Raw genomic sequence first — 11,389 nt, 5'->3', positions numbered from 1 at the left:
CCGGTGGATGGCGGTCCGCCCGGATGGCTCCTTCATGACCGGACGCGAGCTGCCCGCCCTGGTGCTCGTGCGCGCCGTGCCGGGGCCCTCGGGGCTGCACCTGTCCGCCCCGGGCATGCCGGAACTCGAGGTGCCCTTGCCTCCCGCCGGTGCGCCCCGCCTCGACGTCACCGTCTGGGATGACACCTGCTCGGCCGCCCGCGCCCATGAGAGCGCGGACCGGTGGCTCTCCGAGTACCTCGGTGAGCCCACGCGGCTCGTGTACGTGGACGAGCGCATGCAGCGCCCGGTGGACCCCCAGTACGCCGCTCCGGAGGACCGTGTCGGCTTCGCCGATGGCTTCCCCCTGCTGCTCATCTCCCAGGCCTCACTGGCGGACCTCAACCAGCGTCTGGCGCAGCCCGTGCCGATGAGCCGCTTCCGTCCCAACCTCGTGGTGGACGGCTGCGAGGCCTTCGCCGAGGACGGGTGGAAGCGGCTGCGCATCGGCACAGTGGAGCTGGCTGGGGTCAAGCCGTGCGCCCGCTGCGTCTTCACCACGGTGGATCCGGAGACGGCCCGCGCCGATCCCCAGCAGGAGCCCCTGCGCACGCTCTCCACGTACCGGCGCACCGTTCCCAACAAGGGGGGCGTGATGTTCGGCCAGAATGTCATCGTCCGGCGCCCGGGGGAGATCCGCGTGGGGGATGCGGTGGAGATCCTGGAGTAGGGCTGAAAGAATTACGCCCCCTTCACGGTGGGCTCTGTCACCGGGCGCCCATTTCCCTCGGATTCGAGCCAGGAGAGGGGTCCGGCGCGCTGGCACGGCGCGTGCTGTGCCCATGCGCCATGACCGTTGCGCTGCGTGCTCGAAACACCCTCCAGCTCTTCAAGAAAGCCTTCTCGGAGTGGAACGAGGACAAGGCCCCGACGTTCGCGGCCTCGCTCTCCTACTACACGATGTTCTCGATCGCCCCGATGCTCGTCATCGCCGTGAGTGTGGCCGGCATGGTCTTCGGCGAGGAGGCGGCGCGAGGACAGATCCAGACGCAACTGGAGGGGCTCGTGGGCACGAGCGGGGCCGAGGTCATCGGGCAGATGATGATCAGCGCCCGCAAGCCGAGCTCCGGCATCCTCGCGACGGCGCTGGGCGTGATTGCCCTCATCTTCGGTGCCACGGGCGTCTTCGTGCAGTTGCAGGAGGCGCTCAACCACATCTGGCACGTCCAACCGAAGCCGAGAAACGGCGTGCTGAACTTCCTGCGCAACCGCTTCCTGTCGTTCGCGATGGTGCTGGTGATCGGCTTCCTGCTGCTCGTGTCGCTGGTGGTGAGCGCCGCGCTGGCGGGCATCGGCGCCTATTTCGAGCACGTGTTCCCCGGCTGGACGCTGCTGTGGCAGGGGCTCAACCTGCTCATCTCCTTCGCCGTCATCACCGTGCTGTTCGCGATGATGTACAAAATCCTCCCCGACACGCATGTGGCCTGGAGGGACGTGTGGCTCGGGGCCGCGGTGACGTCGCTGCTCTTCAGCCTGGGCAAGTTCGGCATCGGCCTGTACCTGGGCCGGAGCACCGTCTCCTCGAGCTATGGCGCCGCCGGCTCGCTGGCGGTGGTGCTCATCTGGGTCTACTACTCCGCGCAGATCCTCTTCCTGGGCGCGGAGTTCACCCAGGTCTACGCCCGGAGCCACGGCAGCCGGGCCCAGCCGGCGTGACCCGCTCCCCGGTGCGCGTCAGGAAGCGGCGCACCGGCCGTCGTGATAGGGTGAAGGAGCCGCTCGCGGGACTGTGATGCGACTTCCGAACCGAGCTTCTGCAGCTTGACTAGCTGGTCGTGTCCGCCTTCCCCGAGCGGCTCCTTCTTCCCGCCTGGCGGAGGTGGACGTGATGGACGCGGCGTTGGCGCGCGCCGAGCAGGTCGCTCGCGAGGACTTGGTGATGTTCGTGAACGCGTGCTTCTCCTGCACGGGGCAGCGCGAGTTCTACAACGACGCACGCGGGCAGGCCGTCTCCATCGAGTTCCTGCACGCATACATCCTGGGCAACTACCGCCGCCTCTACGCGCGGACGCTGGCCGCGGGCATCAACCACTTCAACCAGGCGCAGATCATCCTCAACCTGCTGGCCACCGGGAAGGAGACGCGGGCCGAGGACAAGCAGGAGGAGGGAGCCCTCATCGCGGCGGCGCTCCGGGCATTGCCTCCGCAGCGGGCCTTCCGGATGCTGGAGGTGCTGCGCGAGCGCCGCATCAACAACCGCCGGGCCCGCGCCATCGTCCAGGAGTACCTGGAGGGACGGCCGGATCCGAGCTTCGACGCCATCAAGTACCGCTCCAAGCTGCGGGCCGCGGTGTCGCACGGGCACCTGAAGCTCGGGGGCGAGCTGAACCTCTTCCTGTTCCACGGCTGGCGCAAGCGCGTGTACACGACGCCCCTGCTGGAGAAGTTCCGCCAGGCCCACTACGACGAGTCGGCGATCTTCGAGCTGCCCTTCACCGTCGCCGAGGGGCTGGCCGCCAAGCACCGCATCCCCCGTGACGTGTTCCTGAAGCGCATCGAGCCGCGCCTCACCGCCGCCGAGCGGCTGCGCCTCCAGGGCGCGGCGGCCCGCGAGGACGGGGTGACGCTCACGATGGACCTGGGACGCGCGCCGCTCACGAAGCTGGCGCTCTACGTGCTGTCCCTGAAGCCCGAGGTGCGGCGGGAGCGCCGGGCCGAGCTGCATGCCGCGATGGAGCAGGCCGCGGCCCGCACGCTGCGCCGGGCCTCGGTGCCCCTGGGCCGGGTGGCCGCCGTGCTGGACAACAGCTACTCCGCCTCGGGCTCCACCGAGAAGCGCCGCCGTCCGCTCGCCGTGGCGCTCGCCGCGCACTACCTGCTGTCCGCCTCGGCCCGCGAGTACCGCGCCTTCTGGACGAACCCCGTCGAGGAGCCGCTCTTCATGGGCGCACGCGGGCAGACCGACCTGGCCACCCCGCTGCTCGATGCCCTGGACTGGATGCCGCACCTGGTCGTCGTGGTGTCCGACGGCTACGACAATGATCCGCCCAACGCCGTGGCCGAGGTGACCCGCGTCTTCCGCACGAAGCTGGACCCGGCGCGCCGCACGTCCATCGTCCACGCGAACCCCGTATTCGCCTCGGAGCTGTACGCGCCCCGGGGCATCGGCTTCCACGTGCCCACGGTGGGCGTGCGGGACGCGGAGGATCTGCCCACGGTGCTCGGCTTCGCGCGCTTCGCGGAGGGCGCGGCCCCGCTGTCGGAGCTCGAGGACTACCTCGCGGCGCGCGTGCGGATGCTGCTGGAGCGCGGGCAACGGAGCCAGGGGACGGCGAAGCCCCTGGATGCCACTACGGAGGCCAGCGGGGAGCCGACGGCCGAGGAGGAGGAGTGATGGCCCGCACGGAGATGAAGCACATCCTGCCCACGGGCCTGCGGCTGGCACCCTCGCAGGTGTGGGGGAGCATCCGTCTGGTCCCGGTGCTGAGGGACGAGGTGCGGGGAGACCTGCGCTTCGCCCGGCGGACGTACAACGACGATCTCACCATCGTCTCGCTCAAGGGCGGGCTGATGGAGCCCGGGCTCAAGTACATCTCCTACGTGCCGCACGGGCTGGTCATGGGGTGGGACGACAAGAGCCGGAGCGCGGGCGCGGTCTTCGGGACGCAGCTCCACCAGCCCGAGGGCAAGGCGCTGAAGGTGGGCCCCTTCACCGTCCGCGTGCTGCACCGCATGGCGCATCGCGAGGACAAGAACCGGCTGCGGTTGTTGCCCCTGCACCTGGCGATGGAGGGCTTCCTCGCCCTGCACTTCGGTGGGCCGGAGGTGGCGTGGACCGAGTACTCGCAGGAGGCCCTGTCCCGGGGGTTGGATCCCCGGAGCGAGTGGTCCGTGCCGGGCTGGTCGAGCACGGCCTTCGACGAGGCCCTGCGCATCTTCGAGATCCACGAGCAGCAGGTGGGCGTGCTCATCTTCCACGCGGACCTGCTGCTGTCCGCCTTCATCGTCTCGCACCCCGAGGACTACCGGGCGCTGCACCGGGCGCTGCTGGAGGACTTCTACGGAGATCTGCTGCTCCAGTACGGCTTCCTCGGGGACGTGCCGCCCCTGTCGCTGTCCATCGATGACCGGCGCGTCTCCTCGCTCGGGGACCTGCGGGCCGCCATCACACGGATGCGCGAGGACTGGGGCGTGTTCCAGGGCTTCATGGCCGGGGGCGTGTTCGGCGTGGAGGTCTCGGCGAGCACCGTCTACGAGGCGGGGCCCTTCCACCTCCAGCGCTTCGTCACCAGCCTGTCGCCCTCTGAGGAGAACCACGTCGGCGAGGTCATCATGCGCGGAGACGGGACGCTGGAGTACCTCAAGACGTACCGCCTGTCGGCGGCGCAGACGCGGCGGGCCTACCTGCTCAAGCAGCTCTCGCAGGCGGACTGGAACCTGGAGCGAGCGGCGGTGAACCTGAAGACCACCCGGAACGAGCTGATGCTGCGCCTGAGCAACGCGGGCTTCGGCTACCTGCTCAAGGAGTCCGTGCTCCAGGCGGCCCTGCGGCAACATCAGGGCCGGCGATAGCGCCTGGGGGTATCAACGAAAACGCCCGGAAGCCGATGGGGCTCCCAGGCGTCTTCACTTCAGCGGTTGCTCCGGCGCGGTACCACTACGCCTTCGGAGCCTCCTGCTGGGACTGCTGCTCCGGCTTCTTGGGGGAGACCAGCGAGTCGATCTTCCGCGTCAGCCGATCCAGCTCGCGGTTGATGGCCTCCACCTGCGACTGGCTCGCCACGCCGCCCACCACCTTCACCATGCGGTCCTGCAGCCCGTTGAGGCGCTGGCGTACCTCGCCACCCACCCACGTCGCCTTCTTCTCCAGCTCCTTCACCGCCGGCTTCTCGCGCAGCTCGTTCACGTGCAGCCGCTGCAGCACCTCGCGGCTGGACTCGCGGCCGCGCGACACCAGCGTCTGCAGCGCCTTCTGCGCCTCCGTCTCGAGCTGGCCGAACTGCTTCTGCGCCTGCTCCAGCCGGCCCTTCACGAAGGACGTCACCTGGCCCGCGGCCCCGGTCACCACCGTCTCCACCTTCGCCGCCTCGGCCTTCACCGCCTCGGCCACCTTCTCCACCACCGGCGTCTCGGCCTTCACCGCCTCGGCATTCACCGCCTCGGCCACGACCGTCTCCGCATTCACCGTCTCGGCCTGCTGCTGGGCCACCGGCGCGGCCTCCTGGGCCACCGTCTCCGCCTGCTGCTGGGCCACCGGCGCGGCCTCCTGGGCCACTGCCTCGTTGTTCACCTGCTCCGTCGTCTGGGCCACGGACTCCTTGGCGGCCCCCTCGATCTTCGCCGTCTTGTTCTTCGCCATGTGTGCTCGTCTCCTGGACTCGGACTGACGGGCCTACAGGTAACGCATCGCGTCAACGACGTCAACCATTTTTGACGCAATGCGACAAATGCCTCGTACCCGAGGGAGGGGCGGGCAGGCGGGCATACAGTGTACGCCTCATGTTCAACGCCTTCCGATCCACCCTGACGTGCGGCCTGCTTGGACTGTCCACTCTCGTACAAGCCCAGCCTTCCGAGGCCTCCCGGCGCGACGTCGCCGACATCTACGCCTCGCTCTGCGCCAACTGCCATGGCGCCAAGATGGAGGGCGCGCTGGGGCCGAGCCTGATCGACGACATCTGGAAGTCCGGCGCCGACGACGAGGGCATCGCGCGGAGCATCCGCGAGGGACAACCCGCCTCGGGCATGCCGGCGTTCTCGGGCGCTCTGTCGTCCCAGGACATCCGCGCGCTCGTCATCTACATCCGCGAGCAGGGCGCGCAGCGGCGGAACGCGGCCGCCTCGATCGCGAAGCCGGTGGCCGACAAGGCCGTGCGCAGCGAGCTGCACGCCTTCAAGCTCGAGACGGTCACCGAGGGGCTCGACACGCCGTGGTCCGTGGCCTTCCTGCCAGACGGGCGCATGCTCGTGACGGAGAAGGCGGGACGGCTGCGCCTGGTGGAGAAGGGCCGCCTCCTGCCCGAGCCCATCGCCGGCACACCGGGCGTCTGGTCCAGGGGCCAGGGGGGGCTGCTCGATGTAGCCGTGCATCCCGACTACGCGAAGAACGGGTGGATCTACCTCTCCTATAGCGACGCGGGCGCGAATGGCTCCGCCATGACGGCGATCGTCCGGGGCAAGCTGCGCGCGGGCCGGTTCGTGGAGCAGCAGACGCTCTTCCGCGCGCCGCCCGAGCAGTACCGCACCGGGAACGTGCACTTCGGCTCGCGCTTCGTCTTCGACGGCAAGGGGCACCTGTTCTTCTCCATCGGCGAGCGGGGGAAGAAGGAGGACGCGCAGGAGCTGTCGCGGCCCAACGGCAAGGTGCACCGCATCCACGACGACGGGCGCATTCCGGAGGACAACCCGTTCGCCGGCCGCGAGGGCGCCATCGCGAGCATCTGGAGCTACGGCAACCGCAACCCGCAGGGGCTCGCGCGGCACCCGGTGACGGGAGAGCTGTGGGAGACGGAGCACGGCCCCCGGGGCGGCGACGAGCTGAACCGCATCGAGCCGGGCCGCAACTACGGCTGGCCGGTCATCACCTACGGCATGAACTACGACGGCACGCCGATGACGGATCGCACCGCGCAGGAGGGCATGCAGCAGCCGGTGTTGCACTGGACGCCGTCCATCGCCGTGTGCGCGGCGGACTTCTACACGGGCAGCCGCTTCCCCCAGTGGAAGAACGATCTGTTCGTGGGCGCGCTCGCGCAGCAGGAGGTGCGGCGCCTGAGGCTCGAGGGCGGCAAGGTGGTGCACCAGGAGGTGCTGTTCAAGGACGTGGGCCGCGTGCGCGACGTGGTGAGCGGCCCCGATGGCTACCTCTATGTGGCCTTCAACGGGCCCGATCGCATCGCGCGGCTCGTCCCGGCGCCCGCGATCGAGCCCGCCTCCGGCAAGGCCCCGGGCGCGAAACCGTGAGCGAAGGACGCGCTCGGAGGCCAGCACCCGGGAGCCCTCACGGGCTCACGACATGACGAGACCGCCGGTGGCGCCAATGGACTGACCCGTCACCCACTGGCTGCTCTCCGAGGCGAGGAGGGCAACGATCTCCGAGATGTCCTCGGGCTTCGCCATGCGCCGCAGGGGGGTGGCCTGGATCATCGCCTGGACGGTCGCCCGGGACGAATCTCCCGAGCTGAGCCCCATCGTCATGTCCGTCTCCACCATGCCGGCGAAGATGGCATTGGCGGTGATGCCCTTCGGTCCGAGCTCGGCCGCGAGGGTGCGCGTGAAGGCCTCCACGGCGCCCTTGCTCGCCGCGTAGATGCCGAGCGCGGAGAAGGGCGTCCGGGTGGCGGCCGAGGTGATATTGATGATCCGGCCGCCCTGGCCCAGGCGCCGCGCGGCCTGCTGGCTGGCGCACACGACCCCCCACAGGTTGGTGTCCAGCACGCGCTGGAAGTGCGCCCGATCAATGGCGTCGATGGGACGGAACTCGAGGATGCCCGCGTTGTTGACCAGGATGTCCAGGCGCCCGAAGCGCGCGTCCGTCCGCTCGAAGAGCTGTTTCACCTGGGCCTCATCGGCCACGTCCGCGCGCTCGACGAGCACCTCGCCTCCGGCGCGCTGGATGTCGGCGGCCACCTGGTGGGCGGCATCCTCGTTGCGCGTGTAGTTGATGACGACCTTCGCGCCCTGCGACGCCAGCTTCCGCGCGATGCTCGCACCAATACCGCGCGAGGCTCCCGTGACGACGGCGACCTTTCCTTCGAGTCCCTGCATGTGTGCTCCTTGGGAAGAAGCCACATCATGCCCCAATCCCGCCGGGGACCCTCTCAACCCACCGGAAACATCACGTTGCTGGGAGTTCCTCCTCCTCGCTGTCTCCGGCGGGCCTCGAACCCCGTTGGGACGCGAGCCGGGCTTGACCCGTGGGGCACAGATCGAGCACCGCGCACCGCTGGCACGCCGGCTCCCGATAGAAACAGCACCGCTGCCCATGCAGCATCAGCGCCTCGTGGTTGTCATAGACGCGCTGTGCATCCCAGTCCGGCGGGAGCTGCGCCTCCAGCAATCGGTGCGCTGGTCCCACCGCCGTGGTCTCGGGGATGAGCCCCAGCCGCACGGCGACCCGGTGGTGGTGGCTGTCCACCGGTAGCGCGGGCTTCCTCAAGCGGCTGAACAGCAGCGTCGCGGCGCTCGACTTGGGCCCCACCCCGGGCAGGTGCTCGAGCCAGTCCCGCGCCTCGCGCACCGGCAGCTCCGCCAGGAAGTCCAGCGACAGCTCCCCTCCCCTCCGGTCGGTGATGCACCGCAGCACCTGCTGGATGCGCGGCGCCTTCTGCTCCGGCCAGGTCACCGCGGAGATCGCCTCCTGCACCTCCACGCAGGGTGCATCACGCACCGCCTCCCAGGTGGGAAAGCGCGCGCGCAACTGGCGGAAGGCCGCGCCGCTGGAGGCGTTCCGCGTGCGGTGGCTCAGCAGCGCGGAAACGAGCTCGCTGAGCGGATCCTGCGAGCGGAACCACGGGATGGGACAGCCGTACTCGGCGCACAGGCGCTCGTGCACCCGCAGTGCCTTCGCGCTCAGGCCGACCGGGGCCTCGGGGAACAACGGGAGAGATGGCATGTCAGCACCCCACTTCTGAAGTCACCCCTCCAACCTTCTCATCCCCTTCCCTCCTGGCGACCCCGGACGTCTCCTCCAAACGGCGGCCGGGCCAGCGAGCGTCCGAGAGTCCGCGCGATGGCCAGCCCACCCCCTGCACGTATAATGCGCGAGCCCCTCGGGCCCCCATGCTGCGCCGGCTCCTTCCCACCCTCATCGCCCTCGGATGCGGACTCCTCGCCCTCACCTGGGGGCTGGTGAGCCTCCAGCGCATCTTCGCCCAGGAGCGCGAGGACGCCCGTGCACAGCTCGCCTCCCGCCGCCACGCCATCGAGGAGTTCGCCACCCTCGCCCTGCGGCAGACGCTCGGCGCGCAACTCAAGAACAACCTCACCGCCCTCCACGCGGCCATGGGAGATCCGCTCGCTCCGGGCGAGGGCTTCTTCCTCAATTTCCGCGGCCACCAGTTCCTGCCCCGCCTCACCCGCTCCACTCGCGGCTCGCGCGCCACCGCGGTACGTCACTACCGCGAGCTCGCCAAGGCCTTCGCCGAGAGCTCCACGGCCGAGCCCTGGGGCGAGCGGCTCGTCCGCCTTCGCGCGGTGGAGGCGGCGCTCGACCAGGGCCGTGCCTCCCGCGCCCATGCGCTCGCCGAGGAACTGCTGCGCCACCACGCGGAGCACCCCCTCCCGCCCGTCCAGGAGCTCCCCTTCGTCCTCCTCATGCTGGAGCGGCTCCAGCGCGGTGAGGCCACTCCACCGCTCGTCCGCGCGCTGCTGCGCGAGGGGCTCCCCGAGGACTTCGGCGGCATCGAGCGCTCCGCCGGCCTGCAGCGCGATCTCCTGCGTGAGCGCTGGCGCTTCACCCAGCCCGACTTCGAGTTCCTGCTCGCCCATGTAGTCCAGCTCAGCACGGCGCTCGGCGAGCCCTCCGACGACTTCCAGGCCCGTGCCCGCGAGGCCGGCGCCGGCATGCTCGTCATCCCCGAGAACCTCTCCGGCCCCACCCTCATCGGCCAGCGCTGGTACGTGGAGCAGCAGGAAGAGGTGGTGCGCGGCATCGCCGTGGACCTCGACGCGCTCCTCCGCGACCTGGCCCAGGAGCTGCGCCGGCGCAACCACTTCGGCGCGGACGGTCTGGTGCGGCTGCGGAACCCCGAGGCCGTGCAGCCCCTGGAGTCCCTGTGGCTGGAGGTGTCCGTCCCCGCGTGGACCGCCGCGGAGAACGCCATCGAGCAGCGCTACGGGCTGAAGACACTGCTGGTGGCCACCTGTGGGGCGCTCGCGGTGGCCATCGTGGTGATGGCGGTGGTGGCCCAGCACGGCCGCTACCGCTACGTGGAGCTCAAGAGCGACTTCGTGGCCACCGTCTCCCACGAGCTGCGCACCCCCCTGGCCTCCATCCGCCTGCTGGCCGAGACGATGGAGCGCAAGCTCTCCAAGGTCCCCGAGATGCGCGACTACCCCGAGCGCATCATCCAGGCCGCCGACGGGCTGCACTTCCTCGTCGAGAACATCCTGTCCTTCAACCGCATCGACAAGGGCCGCTGGCAGCTCAAGCCCGCCCGCGTGAAGCTGGACGAGCTGGTCGGCATGTTGCGCTCGGACCTGGTGGGCAACTCCTCCGTCCCCGTCCAGCTCTCCGCCGACGTGGGCGACGTGGAACTCGAGGTGGACCCGTCCCTGCTGCGCCTGCTGCTCATCAACCTCGCGCGCAACGCGTGCGCCTACAACCGCCGCGCTCCCGTGGAGCTCTCCATCCGCGCCTACCCCCACGAGGGCCATGGCTGCGTGGTGCTCTTCAGCGACAACGGCATCGGCATCCCCGAGTCCGAGTGGGAGAACGTCTTCCGCGACTTCTACCGGCTGGGCTCGCAGGGCCCCGAGGTCCACGGCAGTGGCCTGGGGCTCGCGCTGTGCCGGAAGATCATGGCCCTGCACAAGGGCCTCATCTCCATCGACAACTCCGGCCCCCAGGGCACCACCTTCTCCCTGCTCTTCCCCGAACCCCGCCATGAACGCCCCGAGCAGCCCTCCTAACCCCCGCCCCTCCATCCTCGTCGTCGAGGACGACGCGAACCTGCGGATCGGCCTGCGCGACAACCTCCAGGACGAGGGGTACGACGTGACCGTGGCCTCCCACACCCAGGAGGCCGAGCCGCTGCTGCGCGCGCGGACGTATGATCTGCTCATCCTCGACGTGATGCTCCCGGGCGAGGACGGCTATTCGTTCTGCCGGAGGCTGCGCGCCAGTGGAGTCCAGTCCATGGTGCTGATGCTCACCGCGCGCTCGCTCGAGGACGACATCGTCCGCGGCTTCGACGCCGGAGCGCAGGACTACCTCACCAAGCCCTACCGGCTGCGCGAGCTGCTCGCCCGGGTGGGAGCCCTGGTACGCCGGGCCGGTGGCGCGCCGCCCACCGTCATGTCCTTCGCGGGCTTCACGCTGGACCTGGGCAAGCGCATCCTCGCGCGCGCCGATGGGAGCGTCATCGACCTCACCCGTACCGAGTTCGATCTGCTCGTCTACCTCCTCAAGCATCGCGACCGCGCCCTGCCCCGGGGGGAGATCCTCGACGCGGTGTGGGGCCGGGACGTCATCGTGGACCCGCGCACCGTGGACAACTTCGTCTCCAACCTGAAGAAGAAGCTCGGCTGGACGAGTGCCTCCTCCTTCTCCATCCACACCATCCGCGGGGTGGGATACCGCATGGAGCTCGGGGGTCCATGACGAAACCATGACGAAGAGATGGCCAACCCAAGGCCACCCGCCCTTCTGGAATCCGTAGCTTCACGGGTGTCAGCCAGGAGGGATTCC

Annotated in this window: 10 protein-coding genes; 7 read left to right on the top strand and 3 right to left on the bottom strand. The window is 69.8% G+C overall.

Annotation, left to right across the window (positions count from 1 at the left end; all coding sequences use genetic code 11):
- From Q664_RS27335 to Q664_RS27320, 4 genes are all read left to right on the top strand, one after another.
- On the top strand, positions 1 to 709 hold a 709-nt coding region (locus Q664_RS27335), incomplete at its 5' end, for an MOSC domain-containing protein (RefSeq protein WP_043402098.1).
- Between the two features lie 119 nt (positions 710 to 828).
- Positions 829 to 1,695 carry a YihY/virulence factor BrkB family protein gene (locus Q664_RS27330; protein WP_052518729.1) on the top strand — a complete coding sequence of 289 codons (867 nt, stop codon included), beginning with the start codon at positions 829 to 831 and terminating at the stop codon, positions 1,693 to 1,695.
- 172 nt (positions 1,696 to 1,867) lie between these two features.
- On the top strand, positions 1,868 to 3,373 hold the full coding sequence (locus Q664_RS27325; protein WP_052518726.1) for a hypothetical protein: 1,506 nt from the start codon (positions 1,868 to 1,870) through the stop codon (positions 3,371 to 3,373).
- The gene (locus tag Q664_RS27320) at positions 3,373 to 4,551 is read left to right on the top strand and encodes an ARPP-2 domain-containing protein (protein ID WP_043402072.1); all 1,179 of its coding nucleotides are present in this window, start codon (positions 3,373 to 3,375) and stop codon (positions 4,549 to 4,551) included. Before Q664_RS27325 ends, Q664_RS27320 begins: the two co-directional genes overlap by 1 nt.
- A gap of 85 nt (positions 4,552 to 4,636) precedes the next feature.
- On the opposite strand, the gene Q664_RS61235 is transcribed toward Q664_RS27320, so the two are convergent.
- Complete coding sequence (locus tag Q664_RS61235; protein WP_235216895.1) at positions 4,637 to 5,338, bottom strand: hypothetical protein; 702 nt, start codon at positions 5,336 to 5,338, stop codon at positions 4,637 to 4,639.
- 140 nt (positions 5,339 to 5,478) lie between these two features.
- Between Q664_RS61235 and Q664_RS27310 the strand changes: the two genes are divergently transcribed.
- Positions 5,479 to 6,942 (top strand): PQQ-dependent sugar dehydrogenase, encoded by a 1,464-nt coding sequence (locus Q664_RS27310; RefSeq protein ID WP_063934763.1) that lies wholly within the window; start codon positions 5,479 to 5,481, stop codon positions 6,940 to 6,942.
- 45 nt (positions 6,943 to 6,987) lie between these two features.
- Here Q664_RS27310 and Q664_RS27305 read toward each other — a convergent pair whose 3' ends face one another.
- Positions 6,988 to 7,746 carry an SDR family NAD(P)-dependent oxidoreductase gene (locus Q664_RS27305; protein ID WP_043402069.1) on the bottom strand — a complete coding sequence of 253 codons (759 nt, stop codon included), beginning with the start codon at positions 7,744 to 7,746 and terminating at the stop codon, positions 6,988 to 6,990.
- A 70-nt stretch (positions 7,747 to 7,816) separates the two neighbouring features.
- Complete coding sequence (locus tag Q664_RS27300; RefSeq protein ID WP_052518725.1) at positions 7,817 to 8,593, bottom strand: endonuclease III domain-containing protein; 777 nt, start codon at positions 8,591 to 8,593, stop codon at positions 7,817 to 7,819.
- Positions 8,594 to 8,760: 167 nt separating this feature from the next.
- On the opposite strand from Q664_RS27300, the gene Q664_RS27295 reads away from it, so the two are divergent.
- Positions 8,761 to 10,611: a sensor histidine kinase gene (locus Q664_RS27295; protein ID WP_043402065.1), complete on the top strand. Its 1,851-nt coding sequence runs from the start codon at positions 8,761 to 8,763 to the stop codon at positions 10,609 to 10,611.
- The gene (locus Q664_RS27290) at positions 10,586 to 11,302 is read left to right on the top strand and encodes a response regulator transcription factor (protein WP_043402062.1); all 717 of its coding nucleotides are present in this window, start codon (positions 10,586 to 10,588) and stop codon (positions 11,300 to 11,302) included. Before Q664_RS27295 ends, Q664_RS27290 begins: the two co-directional genes overlap by 26 nt.
- Positions 11,303 to 11,389: the final 87 nt, after the last annotated feature.

Origin of the sequence: Archangium violaceum Cb vi76 (assembly GCF_000733295.1) — a bacterium.
GTDB lineage: Bacteria > Myxococcota > Myxococcia > Myxococcales > Myxococcaceae > Archangium > Archangium violaceum.
Note: the sequence above shows the minus strand (reverse complement) of the source record. Positions and strands in the feature narration are given on the sequence as shown.

Excerpts from the sequence above, each read along its gene's own strand:
- Q664_RS27330 (WP_052518729.1), top strand. The coding sequence starts at position 829 with ATGACCGTTGCGCTGCGTGCTCGAAACACCCTCCAGCTCTTCAAGAAA.
- Q664_RS27325 (WP_052518726.1), top strand. The coding sequence starts at position 1,868 with ATGGACGCGGCGTTGGCGCGCGCCGAGCAGGTCGCTCGCGAGGACTTG.
- Q664_RS27320 (WP_043402072.1), top strand. The coding sequence starts at position 3,373 with ATGGCCCGCACGGAGATGAAGCACATCCTGCCCACGGGCCTGCGGCTG.
- Q664_RS61235 (WP_235216895.1), bottom strand. The coding sequence starts at position 5,338 with ATGGCGAAGAACAAGACGGCGAAGATCGAGGGGGCCGCCAAGGAGTCC.
- Q664_RS27310 (WP_063934763.1), top strand. The coding sequence starts at position 5,479 with ATGTTCAACGCCTTCCGATCCACCCTGACGTGCGGCCTGCTTGGACTG.
- Q664_RS27305 (WP_043402069.1), bottom strand. The coding sequence starts at position 7,746 with ATGCAGGGACTCGAAGGAAAGGTCGCCGTCGTCACGGGAGCCTCGCGC.
- Q664_RS27300 (WP_052518725.1), bottom strand. The coding sequence starts at position 8,593 with ATGCCATCTCTCCCGTTGTTCCCCGAGGCCCCGGTCGGCCTGAGCGCG.
- Q664_RS27295 (WP_043402065.1), top strand. The coding sequence starts at position 8,761 with ATGCTGCGCCGGCTCCTTCCCACCCTCATCGCCCTCGGATGCGGACTC.
- Q664_RS27290 (WP_043402062.1), top strand. The coding sequence starts at position 10,586 with ATGAACGCCCCGAGCAGCCCTCCTAACCCCCGCCCCTCCATCCTCGTC.